Here is an 18289-nt window from a genome sequence, read left to right as displayed (position 1 = left end):
GATGGGCCGTACCAAGCGACACTATCGTTCGAAAGGTTCTCCCAGCGAAGCCACGCCGTTGAGCTTGAGCAGACGGCGGTTCGAAGAGATGATGCCGAGCACGATCACGGTCACGAGATAAGGCAAGCTCGATAGAAGTTGCGAGGAAACGTCCAGCCCTGTCGCCTGGGCCGCGAGGCTTGCGAGGGACACGGCGCCGAAGAGGCACGCACCGAGGAAGATACGGCTGGCAAGCCAAGTGCCGAAGACGACGAGCGCAATCGCAATCCAGCCGCGCCCTGCGATCATGCCATCGGCCCAGAGCGGAGTGTAGACCACGGATGCGTAGGCACCGGCGAAACCTGCCAACGCGCCGCCGAAGGCGACCGCGGCGAAGCGCACGGCGATCACCGGATAGCCGAGCGCACGGGCCGCCTTGGGGTTCTCGCCGACGGCGCGGACGACGAGGCCTGTTTTGGTGTAGGCGAACATCGCCCAGATGGCGACGGTCGCGGCAAGCGAAAGCCACACGACAACGTCTTGGGCGAACAAGCCGCCGATCACCGGGATATCCGAAAGCCCGGGCAATGAAAGCTTCGGAAGCCCCTTAACCGTGAGGCTCTCATAGCTCTTGCCGAACAGCGCCGAGAGGCCTTGGCCGAGGATGCCTATGGCAAGGCCTACCGCAACCTGGTTTGCGCGAAATCCCAGCGCGATGACGGCAAAGACCAGGGAAAGAGCCGCGCTGGCGAGGCCTGCGGCGAGGAAACCGAGGAGATGCCCGCCGCCTTGATAGACGATAATGAAGGCGATGACGGCGCCGAGGGCCATCAGTCCCTCCACCCCGAGATTGAGGACGCCGGCCCGCTCGGCCACCAGTTCGCCGAGCGCCGCCAGGAGAAACGGCGTAGCCGCCGCCAACATCCCGGCGATGATGAACTCGACGGCGTTCATGACGTGCTTCCGTGGGCGGCATGGCGCCATTCGAGCCGGTAGCGGACGAAGGCGATGGCGACGAGATATGCGAGCAGCAGGCTGCCCTGGAAAACCCTGACCGCAGCGACCGGCAGATTTGCCGAGACCATGGCGTTATCGCCGCCGATATAGAGGGCCGCCATGAGCAACGCGGAAAAGGTGATGCCGACCGGGTGAAGGCCACCGAGATAGGCCACGATGATGGCGGCATAGCCGTAGCCGGTCGAGATGGAGCGCTGCAGCTGGCCGAGCGGCCCGGCCACCTCGGCCGCTCCGGCGAGGCCTGCCGCGAAACCGCCGATGAGCAGGGAAAGCCAGATCGCCCGTCCTTCGTTGAAGCCGGCGTATCCGGCCGCGCGCGGCGCGAGGCCGCCGACCTGCAGCTTGAAGCCGGCGAAACTCCTCTGCATGAAGATCCAGGCCGCAAGGGAGAGCGCGCAGGCGATAAGCAGCGAGACGTTGACGCGGGTGCCGGGGATCAGGATCGGCACCATCGCGTCGGACTGGAACATCACCGATTGCGGGAAGTTGAACCCGTTTGGGTCCTTCCAGGGGCCGAGAAGCAGGTAGTTGAGCAGTTGCGCGGCAACGAGCGCCAGCATGAGCGATACGAGAATCTCGTTTGCATTGAGCTTCACGCGCCAGAAGGCGGTGAGCGACGCCCACAGAGCGCCGCCCAGCGCACCGATGACAAGCATGGAGGGCCAGATCCATTGGCCCGTTGCCTCTGGGAACCAGATGGGAATGGCCGATGCGAAGATCGCGCCGAGGATGAACTGGCCCTCGGCGCCGATGTTGAAGACCTTTGCGCGAAAGCCGATCGCAAGCCCCTGCGCGATCAGCAGTAGCGGCGCGGTCTTAAGCAGGACTTCCGAGAAAGAGGCCCAGGACAGGAAGGGCTCCAGAAGCATCGCGTGGAAAACGGCTACCGGATCGCGGCCCATAAGGAGGTAGATCCCGAGATTGAGAAGCGTCGCCAAGGCGAGCGCGACGGGCGGGGCGATCAGTTTGACGGGAAGCGAGGCATGCTCCCGGCGAACGAGAACAGGCAGGAGCGGCGCGGACAGAGCGCTCATGCAGGGACCTTTTTGGCCGTCGAATGCGCGCCGATCATGTAGCGGCCGATCTCCTCGGGTCTCGTGTCGCGCGTCACCAGCGGCGGGCTCAGCCGGCCTTGATGGATCACCTGGATCGAATCGCAGAGTTCGAACAGTTCCTCCAGTTCCTCCGAGATGACGAGGATACCCATGCCTTCGTTGCGCAGGGCAACGAGGCGCCGGCGGATGGCGGACGCGGCGCCGATGTCGACGCCCCAGGTGGGTTGCGCCACGAACAGCAATTGCGGGGACAGCATTATCTCTCGACCGACGATGAACTTTTGCAGATTGCCGCCCGAAAGCGAGCCGGCCTCCGCTTCCGAACCGGGCGTGCGCACGTCGTATTGCCGGATGCAGTCCTCGGTGAAAGCCTTCACCTGGTTCGTGTCGACGAGGCCGCGTTTCAACAGGCCGAACGGATGGGCGGTCAGAAGGCTGTTGAGGACGAGCGACATTTCCGGCACCGCGCCGCGGCCGAGCCGTTCCTCGGGAACGAAGGCGAAGCCCAGTCGGCGGCGGGCGGCCGCGTCGAGCGCGCCGACATCCTTTCCCATCATGTAGATACGGTCGGACTGTTCGCGCGGCAGCACCGTTTCGCCTGAAATCAACGCTGCCAGTTCACTTTGCCCGTTGCCCGATATGCCCGCGATCCCGAGGATCTCGCCGGCCCGGACCGTCAGGCTGACGTCGGAAAGCGGCACGGCGAAGGGATCGTCCGGCCGCCGATGGTCGAGGCCGACGATTTCGAGGCGCTTTTCACCGCCGGAATGCGCAAGCGCCGGCATGGGCTGCGGCATGTCGCGGCCGATCATCATCCGGGCGAGGTCGTGCGCGTCGTGGTCGCGCGGGTCCACGCGGCCGGTGATGCGCCCACCGCGCAGGATGGTCGCGCGGTCGCAGACCGCGCGGATCTCCTCCAGCTTGTGCGAGATGAACAGGATGGACACGCCGCGGTCGCGCAGCCGCCGCAATGTCTCGAATAGCTTGTCCACCGATTGCGGGGGCAGGACGGAGGTCGGCTCATCGAGGATCAGGAGTTGGGGTTCGGTCATCAGGCAGCGGATGATTTCCACCCGCTGCCGCTCTCCGACAGAGAGCGCGTGCACATGGGCGAGCGGATCGACTTCGAGTCCGAACTCGCGGCCGAGCATGCGGATGCGATCCGCAAGATCCGATTTGCCCCTGGGCACGACCAGCCGGATGTTCTCCACCACCGTCAGCGTCTCGAACAAGGAGAAATGCTGGAAGACCATGCCGATCCCCTTGCGCCTCGCATCCGCCGGGGAAGCGAGGACCAGGGGTTCCCCTTTCCAGGTCGCCATTCCGGCGTCCGGCTGCTCGACGCCATAGATCAGCTTCATCAGCGTCGACTTGCCCGCTCCGTTTTCCCCGAGGATCGCATGGATCGAGCACGGAGCCACATCCAGATCGATGTCTCTATTGGCATGGATTTGGCCGTAGCTCTTGGAGATGCCGCGCAGCGACAGGAGCGGGGTGGTCACGGTCACTTGGGCAGCGGCGTGGTGACACCCTTGACGTGCCAGTCCATTGCGACGATATCGGCATCGGTCATCGTTTTGCCGGCGGGGACTCCCTCGCTGCCGTCGGCCTTGGCGACCGGACCGGCAAAGGGCGAGAAGCTGCCGCCGGCGATCTTGGCTCCAACCTCTTTGATCCTGTTCATCGTGTCGGCCGGGATACCCGGGTTCCAGTCAACGACCTCTACAACCTTGTCGCCGACACCCAGGAAAGCGTTGGCGCCCTTGAACTTGCCGGCGAGGTGGGCGTCGACCGAGGCTTTGAAGAAGGGTGACCAATCCGTCGCCACGCAGCCGAGATAGGTTTTAGGCGCGTATTTCTTCATCGACGAATTGAGGTTGAAGGCAGGGACGCCGGCCTCCTCGCAGGCCGACACGACGGAGGGCGTGTCCTGCGCGTTGGAGAAGATTACGTCGCATTTCTGCGCCAGCAGCGCCTTGGCGGCTTCCTGCTCCTTGGCCGGATCGAACCAGGAGTTCACCCATACGACCGAAACCTCGACATCGGGTTTCACTGCTTGCGCGCCCAGCGTGAAGGCATTGATGGAGGTGATCAGTTCGGGAATGGCGAAGGCGGAGACCGAGCCGAGCTTGCCGGTCTTTGACAGCGCGGCGGCCGCCATGCCCATCAGGTAGGTACCTTGGAAATATTGGGCCGCGAAGGGCGAGAAGTTCGGCGCTACCTGGAAACCGGAAGCATGCAGCACGGTGACGTCGGGGTTACGGCGCGCGATCTGCAGGGCACCGTTCTGGTAGCCGAAGGAGCCGGCGATCAGGAACTTGTTCCCGTCGGCGACCACCTTGTTCATGATGCGGTCGGCATCCGGTCCTTCCTGTATATTCTCGATGATGGTGACCTTCACCTTGTCGCCGTAGGCTGCCTTCACCGGCTCGAGCCCGTCGGCGAGCGCACGGCCCCAGCCGACATCGCCGACCGGCGACGGGACCACGAGCACGATGCCCAGAGGTTCGTCGGCAGCAAGCGCGCGGCCACCCACCGCTGCGACGAGTCCGGAGGCGGCCGCGCCCTTCATCAATGTTCTGCGGGTAAGATTTGTCAGCATGTAGGTTCCCCTTGTTTTCGGTTTCTAGAATTCCACGGTCGCGAGCGCCGCCTCGGCTTCAGCGAACAGCTGCGCCTCGTCGAGCCCCGGGAACTCGCCCTTGGCCCAGACGATGCGGCCGTTGATCATGGTCATGTCGGTCGGCATCCCGATGCCCACCTTGGCAAGCAGGCTCAGCGGATCGTGCCGCGTGCCGACATAGTCCATGCGCCGCGTGTCGATGGCGAAAAGGTCGGCAGCCATGCCAGGCGTCAGCCTGCCGATGTCGCCGCGCCCGAGCAGCGCCGCGCCCCCGGTCGTCGCATAACCGAGAAAATCGGCCGGCGGCGGAACGGGATGGTCGCGTGTCGATGCCGACAGACATTGCAGCATGTAGGCGGAATGGATGCAGTGCATCAGGTTGGAATTGTCGTTCGAGGCTGCACCGTCGCAACCTAGTCCTATGCTGAGGCCGAAGGCCGACATCGCCGGGATATCGGTGATTTCGGCGCCGACGAGATAGACCGGCTCAGGGCAATGCGAAACGCCGGTGCCGCTTGAGGCCATCTTGCGCAGCTCGTCGTGGGTTAGCTCCCAGCAATGGGCATAGAAGGCATCCGGCCCGCAGAAGCCGATCTCCGCGCAGTAATCCACCGTCCGCATGCCGTGACGGTCCTCGATGACCGGGCTTTCGCCCTCGCCGACATGGGTATGCATACGCACCCCGCGATCACGCGCTAGCGCCACCGATTCCACGAAGGTCTCGCGATAGCAGTTGACTGGCTGGCAGGGCGCGACGGCCACCTGGCGCATGCTGAAAGGACCGGCATCATGATAGGCGTCGATCAGCCGGGCGCAATCGGCGATGAACTCGTCCGTCGTCTCCAGCATGGCATCGGGGATGGTCGAGCCTTTCGATTTCGGTAGCGTGTTGCCGCCGCGTCCGGCATGGAAGCGCATACCGAGGAGTTCGGCTGCTTCGAACTGCCGGTCGACCAGCCGCTTGCCGGCCTTCCACGGAAAGCAATACTGATGGTCGAATGCGGTCGTGCAACCGTGCTTTATCAGCTCGGCCATCGCCGTGACCGAAGCGTGGTAGAAGCATTCCTCGGTCAGCCGCGAGAAAATGGGATAGATGCGGTCGAGCCATTCGATGACCGACAACTTCGTCCAGTCCAGATCGGCGCGGTTGCGCACGAAGCATTGAAAGAAGTGATGATGGGTGTTGACGAGGCCGGGATAGACGAACCAGCCGGCGGCGTCCTGCGTGACGGTCCCGACGGGCAACTCTCCCTTGTCGAGGCCTTCGCCGATGGCCCGTATCGCCGGGCCGTCGGTCAAGACATCGACATTGCGCCGGATGTCCGGACCGTTGCCCTCGTCCACGATGACCGCTGCGCAGTTCTTCAGCAAGTGGCCCGCCAAGTCACGCCTCGCCGGCTTCGAGGACGGGCTCGGGCTTCAGTTCGTGCAGCCGGTGGATACCGGGCATCTCGATGAAGCCCTCGAGACTGCGGATCGCCCGCGACCAGAGCCGGATCGCGGGATAGGGGTCGAGCGAAACGCCGCCGTCCGGCGCCAGCGCCACATAAGGAAAGCAGGCGACGTCCGCGATCGTCGGCCTGTCCGACGCGAGGAAGCGCTGGCCGCGGATATGCTGTTCGACGAGGCCGGCTTCCAGCTCCCGCAGGGCCGCTATCCCCTGCCCATGCAGGGTGGCGATATCGCCCGGACGCAGCAGCATCTCGTGCAAGCGCGCCGCCCCCAGGCTGCCGGTCAGCCGATGCGAGAAGGAAAGCCATTGCTGGACGCGTGCCGCCTGCAGAGCAGTATCGTTGCCCAGCCATTGCGGTGCGGCCTTCGCGGCAAGATAGACCAGCATGGCCGAGGATTCGGTCAGGACGAGGTCGCCATCCTCCAGGATCGGGATCGAACCCGCCGGATTGAGCGCCATGAGTTCGGGACCGCGATGCTCGGCGCCGGGATGGAAATCGACGGGGCGGATGTCAAGCTTCACCCCGGTCAGCGCCGCCATCAGGCGCGCCTTGTAGCAACTCGGGGACAGCACGTAGTCGTAGAGCTTCATTGCGCCACCAGTTGCGCGCCGTAGGTGTAGCCGTGGCGTTTCAGCCAGCGCCGGTAGGCAACCGATGTCAGGTCCGCCCTTGTGGGGATCTCCATGCCCGGATCGAGCGGCAGCAGCCTCGGGATCTGGTTTTCGAGAATCGACCGGTCCTGAAGGAAGATCGTCTGCTGGAAATGGATCAGGTCTGCCATCGATGTTTCGTCGTCGAACAACGCCATCCACGGCCAGACGTCGCACAGGTCTTCGGCAAGCGGCTGCACGAAAAGCGTGATGACGTCCCATTCATCCGGGCGCGGCGGGCAGGTCTTGTAGAGGATCGAGCAGGTCGGCGCAGGCACGCGATACATGTATTCGGTGGTTATGCCGCCTTCCGCCGACTTGGCGGCCTGCGGCTGGTAGAACTTCACCTGGGTCGCCCAAACCTCGTCTTCGTCCTCCCGTATCTCGACCTTGTAGTTCGGGACTTCCGTGTGCGGTTCGGCCCCTAATATGTCCGTATGCACGAAGGGGAAATGCGCAATGTCCAGGAAGTTCTCCACCGCGCGCAGCGGCGAGCAGCGCACGCGCACAACCCCGACATCGACGAGCCGGCGGCCGGGCTGATCAGCCTCGGGGATGGCAAAGAGCGCCTTTTGCGGGTCGCCGAGCGACGACCAGACATGGCCGTAGCGGATGCAGACCGGCAGGGCACGCCCGTTGCTGCCCGTAACCTTCGCGTTTCCGTCTGCGCCGAGCCTCACCCCGATCGGCTCGCCCATGAGCGCCGTCTGGCGCTCATGCGTGTCAAGCCGGCCGGCAAGGCCGACCGGATACCATTCGTCGATCATCGCGTTGCGGGTCATTGGGCGACGCCACCGCGCAGAATATCCTCGGCCGTCCGCCGTAGCGTCTCGGCTGCCCTCGACGCAGCGATACGCTTGGCCGGACCAGTGCCTTCGTCGACCAGAACATGCATCAGCGTCCGCGCTTTCCCCTGGGGGGTCAGCAGTAGCCGTAGGGTCTGGGCATTTTGCGCGTAGTCGAGCAGGCCTCCGTCGGCCTTCGTACCGGCGGCCGCCTCCAGCGCGGCAATGCCCGCCTCTACTATCATGGAGCGAAGAGGGGCTAGGCCGTCGAACCGCGGCGGCCGAGCGGTGGGTTCGCCTACGGAAATCCATATGATTCCGCCGCTGTCCTCGACGGGCTGTGTTGCGACACCAATCGTTTCCGGCGGCGTCAGGCCCGGATGGGCCGGAATGCGCAAGCAGTTTCCGGCCTGGGCATAGCTCCAACCGTGATAAATGCAGGACAGGGCCTCGCCGCGCACGAAACCACGGGAAAGGCGCATGCCGCGATGAGGGCATCTGTCCGCAAAGGCCGCCGCGCGGCCGGACCGGCTTCGCCAAAGGGCAATCGGTCCGACCGGGGTTTGCGCCGGCATTACGGTTCCCGCTGGCAAGTCCGCGGAGAGGGCAACTGGCATCCATGAACCGGACGGATAGGGCAGCATGCATCAACCTTCGAACGACATCGACCCATCTTCCCAAATGCAGATTCGCGGTCAAGACATGACGATCAGTCCGATCACGTTTGCACAATATTTTCGCACTGGCAACAATGCCCAAAAAAGAGGCAGAGACCCGGTCCCAACCTAGCCTGATTCGTTTTCTATCGGCGTCCGACGAATGGCCTCGACCCAGACATCGATTGGTCCAAGAGAGCACCCCATCTCCATCATATCGACCAGTTCCGCAGGACCGGCAACGTCGAGTTCGATCCGGTCGGCACCGGCAACGAATATTGCCGGCGCGAGGCCGAGCTTGGCGGCATGACGCTCGATCCATGGAAGAAAGGATGCCGCTTTGACATCGCCGAGGATTGTCATGCGCTCGCGCGTAAAACGTCGATCTTGCTCGTTCATGAAGGACCTTAGCAACGAAATTGATATACAGATACGTCGTATCCAATCACGTGGCTAAGGGCGTGAAAAGGCGGGCGGATCTTTCGCCGACAAGAACGCTCGTCATCCTCGCCGACCGGTCAAGACCGGTCGCTGCCGTCCCGATGCTCCTTGGTAAGCGACAGACCTTTGACGGCCATGTCCGGTAGCCCGTCATCGAGGGATCGGTTCGGAACTGCGTCGCAAGATCGGTCATCCGGCTCCAGGACTTTCCTAAAAGCGTATTTTCGGGAAACCAAGCCAGACGGCACCTGCGGAATAGTGGCGCCGGGGTCGCGGAACCATACGGAACGATGCGGGAAGATTTCTGATTTATACGAAAGGAGTACAATTCATTGAGGTCGGCCAGGAACCACCGACGGCTGGCGGTTGGCCAACTCCTGAAGGGCTCACGCAAAGGGCTGTATCGATGGCCACAGCGTTGGTTGTTCAAAGCGCTGCAGCCGGGATTGCTCGGCGCCGGAGATGGCGCGCAGCTCTTCGTGGATGATGCGAAGCAGGCATTTGGTGTGGCCAATTTCAAAGCGTCCGGTGGGGGCGGAACGATACGAGACAATACGGGAAACTCTCTGATTTAGGCCCACGAAAAAGCCAATAAAATCAATAGTTCGAGGACGTCCTCCAACAGTGCGCGACAGTGACCGTCCTACCAATAATGAATGGTGCCTTTAAATTGTTCATGCAGTCTCGACGAGGTTCGGAACCAGCGATCGGCAGCCTTGGCCGGACTAGCCCGATCCGCAAAGCACCGCTTGAATCATCGCCGAGATAAAAGCGTCAGATGTTTTCCGGCGTGACTATTTCAAAAGGTATAGACCGCTGAAGGGTCGCGACCGGTGCTTGCGGTCCAATCACGTCAATCATCGTCTGCACAAGGAGAGCCGAGGTCGCCTCGAGTGGATGACAAAGAGCTGCAGTGATCATTCCCTCGGACAAGCCTTTTCGCGTATCGGGGCCAATGTCACGGCAAACCAGCTTGATGCCCGCCCGCCTTTCGGCAGGGATCTCTCGAAGCGCACGGAGCACTCCAGTTATTCCGCCGCCCACGATCAGAATTCCTACGAGATCATCAGTCGTCTTCAGGAGTTCGGCCACCATACGGTAAGCCTCGCTCGATTCCTCATGAGTAGGGCGACTTTCTTCCACTGTGAGCCGCGGAGCGTGTTCGCGCAAATACGAACGGAAGCTGGCATCTGAAACGTCTTGGCATTGATATCGGTGATTTCCTATGAAAACCGCAATGCGACCCGGACCTTGGGTGGTTTGCGCAATCAAGAATGCCGCCGTACGCCCCAGCTTCCAGTTGTCTGTGCCCACGTAGGCCGCTCTTTCCGGCGCGGATTGGTCGGTAATGTAAGCAACAACGGGCTTCCCAATTTCCTTCAGTGAACGGATGGCCTGTCCTATGATAGGGTGATCTGGTGCGATCACCGCGACTGCGTCGCAGGTGTTGCCGAGCGCGATAAGGCGGCTAGAGATAGTCTCCGGCGTCAGTAGATCCACAAACTCGACGATGGCCTCGACCACCTCATCGCGACGATCGCGACAGGCTGCGATGATTTTCTTCCCGAACAGTTGGTAGAGTTCACGGGTCGATTGCTGCAACAGGAAACCCAATCGATGATGCGGCGATATTTTCTTGGCACGGTCGTCGATCGCTCCGATCCCATAGAAGCCGATTTCTTCGGCTGCTCTTTGTACGCGTTGAACAGTCTTTGGGCGAACCGAGACAGTGCCGCTGAGGATTCTGTTCACGGTCGCTACGGATACGCCGGCGGCTTGAGCGAGGTCGCGAATCGTAGGCCGCCTCATTAATCCTCCCAATGCTGTATCATCATGATTGCCACTAAATGATACGAATGCGATCTCCATACTATTTTTGTATTCCGATGATATCAAGCCTCCGATATGAATCGCCTCCGCACTAGAGCCCGAACTGGTTCAAGGCCGATTGGATGGTCGGTCGGGAGGCTGTTAAGATGGATGACCTTCAGTATGGAATGCGCGACAAACGCGGAAACTGGGTCCCGCACCGCCGCGCCGAGCCGGTGCCGATCTGGCATCGCCCGTTCAACGCCAAAAAGGTACTAGCCTGGATTCCCGAGTTTCTTTGGCCTTGGAACGCGTTCCACATGGCCACGGCAATCATCTGGGTCAACTTGCTCATCCCGAGCTGGGACAGCCTGGCAAGCTTTTCGCTGCTCAACTACCTTTGGCTTTACGGGCTGAACGCGGGGGGCATTTTTCTCTTCTACGGATTCTTTGAGCTGCGCTATTACATCCAGCGCAAGCAAGAGACGCGCTTCAAGTATAATCCGAAATTCCCCTCCGACGCGCCGTCCGACGTCTTCTGGTTTCAGAGCCAGAATATCGACAATTTCAGCCGGTCGTTTTTCATCACCATACCGCTGTGGACCGTGGTCGAAATCGTGATGCTATGGGCATACGCGAACAGCTGGGCCGTCTGGCTGCCGTGGACGACGCATTGGCTGTACCTGTCGTTCCTCGTCATCATCGCTCCGGCTGTGCACGAAGTGTACTTCTTCTTCCTGCACCGCGCGATCCACTGGCCGCCCCTCTACAAATGGGTTCATTCGGTTCACCACAACTCGATCAACCCCAGTCCGTGGTCGTCGCTGTCCATGCATCCGGTCGAGGGGTTCCTCTACCATGCCGAGGCCTGGCTGCACCTGCTGATCCCATCCAACCCGGTCTGCGCGTACTTCACGCTGCATGGGGCCGGCTTCGGCGCGGTGAATGGCCATCTTGGGTTTGAAACCTTCGAACTCACCGACAAGGTCAAGCTCGATAGCCATTCCTACGTCCACTACCTGCACCACAAGTATTTCGAGGTGAACTACGGCGGTGACGGTCTGGTCCCTCTCGATAAGCTTTTCGGCACTTGGCACGACGGTAGCAAAGAAGCTGACCAGGCTATGAAGGCGCGCTTCCGCAAGAAGAAGGAAAAGCTCCGCGCCAAGCAGGAAGCCTCCGACGGCAGGGCCTCTGACATGCCGGCAGAGTAATCAACCGCCGCTGTTTCGTGTGCCCAGAGGAGGGGGCGGATCAGCCATGTTTTTTTCAAACCCGCGGGGCGGGTAAACCGGGAGGAAGACTATGAAGCTTTTCAAGATACTTGTGTCCACAGCAGTGCTGGCTGCGTACAGCACCAGCAGCACGCTCGCCGCCGACATCTTCGTTATCGGCGGCAAGCCGGACGATCCATTCTGGTCAATCGTCAAGCGTGGTGCCGAAGACGCCGGTAAGGTGGTCGAAGCTCAAGGTGGTAAAGTCACCTGGCTCGGGCCGCAGAACTACGACAATCTGGGTGTGGACGCGGCCGAACTGATCCGCCAAGCCATCGACCAGAAGGCCGACGCCATTGTCGGTCCGGACTGGGTGCCGGAAGCCATGGATCCGGCGTTCAAGGCGGTTGTGGACGCTGGCATTCCGCTTGTTATCTACAATGCCGGCGGTTTGCAGGCGGCTGATCGCCTCGGCGCTATGAACTATGTCGGCTCGGACGATTACAAAGGTGGCGTCGCCGGCGGCGAGTATCTCGCTAAGGCCGGCAACAAGAAAGGCGTCTGCATCAACACACTGCCGGGTGCGGCCAATATCGAGGCCTACTGTGGTGGCTTTAGGGAAGGGATGAAGAATGGCGGCGGCGAGGCCGATGTGTTGCCGTTGCCAGCTACCTCCTTCGGCTCGGCAACAGCAGTGGCGCAGGCGGTGAAGGCCTATCTGCTGCAGCATCAAGCCGTGACCGCGGTGTTCACCATCGGCAATGTCGACGCCAATTCGGCCATGAACGGTATTACCCAGGCCGGCAAGGCCGGGCAGGTTCAACTCTGCGGCATCAACTTTGACGAGACCATCCTGAACAACATCAAGGATGGAAAACAGGCCTGCGCGATCGACCAGCAGGGCTACTGGCAAGGCTATCTCGCCGTCTCAATCTTGAATGGCAAGGTAAACTACGGGCTGACTGTGCCGACGCGCGAGATCCTCACCGGTCCTGGTATCATCGACAAGAACACTGTCGAGCTGACCATTGCGGGCGTGAAGGCCGGCGCGCGCTAGGTGTCCTTACGGCCGCCCGCCGTGTGAGGCGGGCGGCCAGTGCATTCTACTTCCATAGCGACCGCAATTTTTGGCGCTCGATAACTCGCGGATTACCCATGACGGCACATCCCGTGACATCCACCCCAACGCCGATGGCAAATCGCGGCCGTTCTGGACTGGCCCCAGGTCATCTGGCACGGCGGCCCGAGACGGGCTCGTTCCTGGGCATGGTCGCAGTCTTTTTGTTCTTCGCCATATTCGGAGGCAGTGGCTTTTTGTCAGCAGCCGGTACGGCCAGTTGGCTGAGCATCGCCTCCGAGATCGGCATCATCGCTCTGCCGATAGGGCTGCTGATGATCGCTGGTGAGCTGGACATTTCGGTCGGCGCCGTGATTCCCGCGGCCTCTCTAACGGCCGCGATCATATCCGGCTACTATGGCCTGCCTGATTGGCTCGGCATCACGGCCGCCCTTGGGCTCGGTCTCGCCATCGGCTTAATCAACGGCGTGTTCGTCACGCGAACCGCGATCCCGTCCCTGATAATCACAATAGGAACGATGTTCGGCACAATGGGCCTGACGCTGGGCCTTACTGTGATGATCGCCGGCAGCACCGGTGTCTCGCTGGTACCCGACGAACTCACGAAGATGCTTCTCGGCCAATATCTCGGGGGCATGTTCCAAGTGACGATTCTCTGGTGGCTCGTCTACATCGCCGCCCTTCTCTGGCTCCTCCACATCTCGCCCGTGGGCAACTGGATCTATGCACTCGGGGGCGACAAGGAGAGCGCGCGCAACGCGGGCATCCCCACCAAGCGGCTTACCATCGGTCTATTCATGCTTTCGGGGTTTTCCGCCGCGTTCGTCGGAGTCAGCCAGGTGATGGTCTACCAGAGCGCTCAGGTTCTGGCTGGGCAGTCCTTCATCTTCAATTCGATCATGTGCGTAGTCATCGGAGGCGTTCTGCTTACCGGCGGATTTGGCTCTGTCGTAGGTATCGTGTTCGGCACGATCACCTTCTCTATCGTAAACCAGGGCATCTACTTCACGAGTATCGATCCCAACATGGGAAGCGTCATCATCGGCGCGCTTCTCCTGATCGCCGTACTCACCAACGACACCTTTCGGCAGCTGGCGCTCAGCTACTCATCGAAGAAGGCTTGAGGGACCGCCATGACTGAGGCAATCAAATCCTTGTTGCGCCGCCCGGAAGCAGGCTCGATCCTCAGCCTGATCGGGGTGGTGCTGTTCTTCGTATTTTTCGGTGGCGTGGACCTGGGCACACTCCTTGGGGCGGCGAGTTGGGTGAACTTCGCCGCCAATCTCGGCATTGTCGCCATTCCGGTCGGTCTGCTGATGATCTCGGGTGAACTCGACATCTCCATCGGCGCATTGATTCCCGCGGGCTCTATGACCACCGCCATCCTTAGCGGCTACTATGACCTGCCCATCGCGGTGGGCATGGCCGGCGCCCTGGCGGTCGGTGTGGCGGTCGGCCTTGTCAATGGTTTGCTGACGATCCGCACCTCGGTGCCTTCGTTGATCATTACGCTCGCCACCCTGGTTGCGATGCAGGGCTTGGTGCTCAGTGGGTCCGTGTTGCTAACTGGCAACGCTAGCGTTGCCGTCACCGCGCCCGAATGGGCCAAATTCCTGTTCGGACAGCTTATCGGTGGAAGCCACCAGGTCATCATCGTCTGGTGGGTGGTGTTCGCTGTCATCATTGGCTTCGTGCTGCACAAGACCCGCTTTGGCAACTGGCTGTTTGCAATGGGCGGCGATCGCGTCAGCGCCCGCAATGCAGGCATTCCGACAAGCCGCATGACCATCGCACTGTTCGTGCTGTCCGCCGTCAGCGCCACATTCGTTGGCATGTGCCAGGCGATCCTGTTCAACTCGGCCCAGGTTTCCGGCGGAATGAACTTCATCTTCAACGCGATCGTGTCCGTGGTGGTCGGCGGCGTGCTGCTCACGGGAGGGTTCGGCTCGGTCATCGGCATCTTCGTCGGTACCATCACGTTCGCCATTGTCAGCCAGGGCATCTACTTCACCCAGATCGACCGGAACTGGTCGAACCTGATCATCGGCGTGATGCTTTTGACGGCGGTGCTGATGAATCAGGCATTCCGGGAACTGGCTCTGTCTTACCGGCGAGGTTCAAAACAAAGCGTGCCGAGGGCACCCATACAGCACTGAGCGATGCGGCTGCAGTTGCGATCAGCGACTGCTTGGAAGAACGAAGATGCGATAATTATGAGCGAAAAACCTGCCATTCTCGAACTGAAAAATGTCAACAAGTCTTTCGGCCCGATCGACGTGTTGCATAACATCTCGCTGCAAATTCGCCGGGGTGAGGTCTTGTGTCTCCTCGGCGACAACGGCGCAGGAAAGTCCACTCTCATCAAGGTGTTGGCAGGCGTCCACAAGCCGACCAGCGGCGAGATACTGATGGACGGAAAGGCGGTCAGCTTCGACCGTCCGAGCGCTGCGCAGGAGCGGGGCATTGCCACCGTGCACCAGTTCGGCGGAACGTTCCCCTTAATGAGCATCGGCCGCTCCTTCTTCGTTGGGTTGGAGCCGACAAAGGGTTGGGGTCCGTTCAAGATCTACGACCGCAAGCGCGCCAACGAGATCGCGGTGAAAGCGGTGCGGGATTTCGGCATCACGCGTATCGACGACGGTGACCGGCTTGTTGGTGGCCTGTCAGGCGGGGAACGCCAGTCTTTGGCCATTGCCCGCGCCGTGCATTTCGGCGCTCGCGTTCTGATCCTCGATGAGCCGACAGCAGCGCTCGGCGTCAAGCAGGCAGCTCACGTGCTGCGCATCGTCAATGAAGCCAAGCGGCGCGGTCTCGCGGTCGTCTTCATCACCCACCAGGTGATGCACGCGATGGCGGTGGGAGACCATTTCGCCGTCCTCATTCGCGGTGCGATCGCCGCCGATTTCCGGAAGCGCGAGAAAACCCGCGAGGAGATCACCGATCTGATGGCCGGCGGTGAAACCATGGCTGACCTCGAGGCGGAAATCGAACATGAATTGCATGCATGATCACAATGAAAATGCGCCGCCTCTCGAGCTGGATGGGCGGGCGGCCCGATCGTTTTCCTCGGGAAACCTCTGCCTTCGACCGGCCCTGATGACCCTTGGCGCCACCAGCCTCTTCACGTCGAACAAAGCAGAAGAAATATGACAATACGGATTGCGGTGATCGGTGCCGGTGTGATGGGCGCCGACCACGCCAGGATAGTGGCGGAAGACCTTCCCGGAGCAAGCCTTCAGCTGGTGTGCGACATGGATGAGGCGCGTGCCCGCACTGTTGCCGACACCTTTGGTGCGCTCGACATCTCCACCGATCCAGAAGGCGTTGCCGCGCGGAAGGACGTGGACGCAATCATCGTGGCGAGTCCCGATGCCACGCATGCGCCGCTGTCGAAAGCTTGTATTGCCGCCGGCAAGCGTGTGTTGTGCGAAAAGCCCCTCTCCCAAGCGTCCGCTAACTGTATCGCGGTGATGGAGGCCGAACAGAAGTCGGGCGCGAAATTCGTCCAGCTTGGTTTCATGCGGCGCTACGATCGCTCCTACGAAGAGATTAAGCGGGCGCTCGCAGACGGCCGCCTTGGCCGGCCCCTGATTATGCACAATTTTCACCGGAATGTCGAAACGCCGGCTGCAGATTTCACCGGCGCAATGGCTATCACCAATTCGGCTCCACACGAGTTCGATGTCGTGCGCTATGTGCTCTCGACGGAATATGCGTCGATTTCGGCCTTCCAGCCGAAGCGCTCAGATGCCCGGGTCGCGCCTGTCTTCATGGTGCTGGAGACGGTCGATGGCCAACTCGTCAACATCGAGATCAACAACAATGCCGCCTATGGTTACGATGTCCGTGCCGAGCTGATCGGCGAGCGGGGCACCGTTGCGATGAACAACGTCGCCTACACTCGCATCGATTCTGCGCTTACACAGAGCACGAGCTACGACTCCGACTGGCGGACCCGCTATGCCGATGCCTACCGTCGGCAGAACCGCGACTTCCTACGCTTCGTCATGACTGGTGAGTTCCCCGCAACCGCAGCGAATTGCTGGGACGGTTATTGCGCCGCCATCGTTGCCGAGGCGGGCGTGAAGGCGCTGCATGAGGGCCGCCGCGTACCTGTTCAAATGATCGCAAAGCCGGAGTTTTACGCGTGAAGCTGGGTTTCGTTTCAGACAGCCTCAGCAACCTGCCCTTCGAAACGATGCTGGATCATGCGAAGCGCATGGGTGTCTCCGGCGTCGAGGTAAACACCTGTGGCTGGTCCACGGCACCGCATTTTCGGCTTTCGTCCATGCTGGGCAACAAAGAAGGCCAGAAACGTTTCGTTGGAGCATTCGAGGAGCGTGGGCTTGAGATCATCTGCCTCAACGCAAATGGCAATCCGCTCCACCCAACCGACCCGGCCCAGCGCGAAGGGCTGAGAGACACAATCCGTGTCGCTGGCGAACTTGGCATCCGTACCGTCTGCACCATGAGCGGGCTCCCGGCCGGCAATGCTACCGACACGATACCTAACTGGATCGTCTCGTCCTGGCCTCCGGAAACGCAGACCATCCTGAAATACCAGTGGGAAGAGAAATTGATCCCGTTCTGGACCGAGATCGTCGCGCTTGCGAACGCGAACGGCGTCGAGCGCATTGCGCTGGAGCTCCATGGCAACCAGTGCGTCTACAACGTACCCTCGCTTTTGAAACTACGGCAGGCGGTCGGACCGATCATCGGCACCAATCTGGACCCTTCCCACCTGTTCTGGATGGGTGCCGATCCGCTTGTGGCCGCCCAGGCGCTCGGCGAGGCCGTTTATCACGTTCATGCCAAGGACACGATGCTCAACGCACCGGTGCAGGCGACGACCTCTCTGCTCGAGAATGGCAGCCTGATGGATCTTCCGGCCCGGTCATGGAGCTACATCACGCTTGGCTTCGGCCACGGGGAGGAGTGGTGGCGGCAATTCTGCTATCGCCTCAAGATGGCCGGCTATGACGGCTGGCTTTCCATCGAGCATGAAGACGTCCTCCTGAACTCTCTGGAGGGACTCGAAAAGTCCGTGGCGCTGCTGCAGGGGGTCATGCCGTCCGCCCCCGCCGATTACAAACCGCAAGCCATCTGAAGGAAGATTCCATGCCTTGGATCGACGCCTGTGCCGCCGACATCGAAGCCGAGGAAGCCAGGCGCTTCGATCATGGCGGTCGCACCTTTGCGATCTTTCGAAATGACGGGGACGAATATTTCTGCACCGACGGGCTTTGCACGCACGAGAGTATTCATCTCGCTGACGGCCTCGTCATGGGGAATACAGTGGAGTGCCCTAAACACGCATCCGTCTTCGACTTCACGACCGGCGACGTAGAGACCCCGCCCGCTTGCGAGAATCTCAAGACGTACAAGACGAAGGTCGAAAATGGCCGCGTCATGATCGAGATCTGAGCCATATGGACCAGCCGTTCCAGCTTGCAGCCTGCGCCGAGATGCTCTGGCGCGACCGCCCGATTACTTGGCGCGCCGAAATGAATTGGCCATTCATCGCCAAG

General features: G+C 61.2%; 18 protein-coding genes and 1 pseudogene. 9 read left to right on the top strand and 10 right to left on the bottom strand.

Annotated elements, in window-relative coordinates:
* Positions 1 to 21: 21 nt before the first annotated feature.
* From NKH80_RS03990 to NKH80_RS03945, 10 genes are all read right to left on the bottom strand, one after another.
* Entirely contained in the window at positions 22 to 933 is a 912-nt protein-coding gene (locus NKH80_RS03990) for an ABC transporter permease (protein WP_254819358.1), read from the bottom strand.
* Entirely contained in the window at positions 930 to 2030 is a 1101-nt protein-coding gene (locus NKH80_RS03985; protein ID WP_352509020.1) for an ABC transporter permease, read from the bottom strand. Before NKH80_RS03985 ends, NKH80_RS03990 begins: the two co-directional genes overlap by 4 nt.
* On the bottom strand, positions 2027 to 3553 hold the full coding sequence (locus tag NKH80_RS03980) for an ABC transporter ATP-binding protein (protein ID WP_352752477.1): 1527 nt from the start codon (positions 3551 to 3553) through the stop codon (positions 2027 to 2029). The genes NKH80_RS03985 and NKH80_RS03980 overlap by 4 nt, the downstream gene beginning before the upstream one ends.
* Positions 3554 to 3555: 2 nt before the next feature.
* Positions 3556 to 4650, bottom strand: coding sequence for a BMP family ABC transporter substrate-binding protein (locus NKH80_RS03975; protein WP_352509036.1), 1095 nt, complete (start codon positions 4648 to 4650; stop codon positions 3556 to 3558).
* A 27-nt stretch (positions 4651 to 4677) separates the two neighbouring features.
* On the bottom strand, positions 4678 to 6057 hold the full coding sequence (locus NKH80_RS03970) for an amidohydrolase (RefSeq protein WP_352704690.1): 1380 nt from the start codon (positions 6055 to 6057) through the stop codon (positions 4678 to 4680).
* 1 nt (position 6058) lies between these two features.
* Positions 6059 to 6718, bottom strand: coding sequence for a glutathione S-transferase family protein (locus NKH80_RS03965; RefSeq protein WP_254819361.1), 660 nt, complete (start codon positions 6716 to 6718; stop codon positions 6059 to 6061).
* The gene (locus NKH80_RS03960; protein ID WP_352479347.1) at positions 6715 to 7560 is read right to left on the bottom strand and encodes an aromatic ring-hydroxylating dioxygenase subunit alpha; all 846 of its coding nucleotides are present in this window, start codon (positions 7558 to 7560) and stop codon (positions 6715 to 6717) included. Before NKH80_RS03960 ends, NKH80_RS03965 begins: the two co-directional genes overlap by 4 nt.
* Positions 7557 to 8207 carry an aromatic ring-hydroxylating oxygenase subunit alpha gene (locus NKH80_RS03955; RefSeq protein ID WP_352479346.1) on the bottom strand — a complete coding sequence of 217 codons (651 nt, stop codon included), beginning with the start codon at positions 8205 to 8207 and terminating at the stop codon, positions 7557 to 7559. The genes NKH80_RS03960 and NKH80_RS03955 overlap by 4 nt, the downstream gene beginning before the upstream one ends.
* A 141-nt stretch (positions 8208 to 8348) precedes the next feature.
* On the bottom strand, positions 8349 to 8618 hold the full coding sequence (locus NKH80_RS03950; protein WP_254819364.1) for an acylphosphatase: 270 nt from the start codon (positions 8616 to 8618) through the stop codon (positions 8349 to 8351).
* Between the two features lie 816 nt (positions 8619 to 9434).
* A complete protein-coding gene (locus NKH80_RS03945; protein WP_352704847.1) occupies positions 9435 to 10469 on the bottom strand; it encodes a LacI family DNA-binding transcriptional regulator in 1035 nt (344 codons plus the stop codon).
* Between the two features lie 167 nt (positions 10470 to 10636).
* On the opposite strand from NKH80_RS03945, the gene NKH80_RS03940 reads away from it, so the two are divergent.
* The 9 genes and pseudogenes from NKH80_RS03940 to NKH80_RS30085 form a co-directional block, all read left to right on the top strand.
* Positions 10637 to 11683: a sterol desaturase family protein gene (locus tag NKH80_RS03940; protein WP_352740937.1), complete on the top strand. Its 1047-nt coding sequence runs from the start codon at positions 10637 to 10639 to the stop codon at positions 11681 to 11683.
* 91 nt (positions 11684 to 11774) lie between these two features.
* Positions 11775 to 12740 carry a sugar ABC transporter substrate-binding protein gene (locus NKH80_RS03935; protein WP_352509023.1) on the top strand — a complete coding sequence of 322 codons (966 nt, stop codon included), beginning with the start codon at positions 11775 to 11777 and terminating at the stop codon, positions 12738 to 12740.
* 134 nt (positions 12741 to 12874) lie between these two features.
* A complete protein-coding gene (locus NKH80_RS03930; RefSeq protein WP_352989861.1) occupies positions 12875 to 13885 on the top strand; it encodes an ABC transporter permease in 1011 nt (336 codons plus the stop codon).
* A 9-nt stretch (positions 13886 to 13894) separates the two neighbouring features.
* Positions 13895 to 14917, top strand: coding sequence for an ABC transporter permease (locus NKH80_RS03925; protein ID WP_352704698.1), 1023 nt, complete (start codon positions 13895 to 13897; stop codon positions 14915 to 14917).
* A 57-nt stretch (positions 14918 to 14974) separates the two neighbouring features.
* Complete coding sequence (locus NKH80_RS03920; RefSeq protein ID WP_287219718.1) at positions 14975 to 15769, top strand: ATP-binding cassette domain-containing protein; 795 nt, start codon at positions 14975 to 14977, stop codon at positions 15767 to 15769.
* A 138-nt stretch (positions 15770 to 15907) separates the two neighbouring features.
* Complete coding sequence (locus NKH80_RS03915) at positions 15908 to 16912, top strand: Gfo/Idh/MocA family oxidoreductase (protein WP_352989741.1); 1005 nt, start codon at positions 15908 to 15910, stop codon at positions 16910 to 16912.
* Positions 16909 to 17868, top strand: a complete 960-nt coding sequence (locus NKH80_RS03910) for a sugar phosphate isomerase/epimerase family protein (protein WP_352989738.1) — start codon at positions 16909 to 16911, stop codon at positions 17866 to 17868. Before NKH80_RS03915 ends, NKH80_RS03910 begins: the two co-directional genes overlap by 4 nt.
* Positions 17869 to 17879: 11 nt before the next feature.
* Positions 17880 to 18185 (top strand): MocE family 2Fe-2S type ferredoxin, encoded by a 306-nt coding sequence (locus tag NKH80_RS03905; RefSeq protein WP_352704704.1) that lies wholly within the window; start codon positions 17880 to 17882, stop codon positions 18183 to 18185.
* 5 nt (positions 18186 to 18190) lie between these two features.
* Positions 18191 to 18277, top strand: a pseudogene (locus NKH80_RS30085) (hydroxypyruvate isomerase); the annotation flags it as partial.
* Positions 18278 to 18289 lie beyond the last annotated feature (12 nt).

Source organism: Mesorhizobium sp. M0904 (genome assembly GCF_040319475.1).
Taxonomy (GTDB): Bacteria; Pseudomonadota; Alphaproteobacteria; order Rhizobiales; family Rhizobiaceae; genus Mesorhizobium.
Note: the sequence above shows the minus strand (reverse complement) of the source record. Positions and strands in the feature narration are given on the sequence as shown.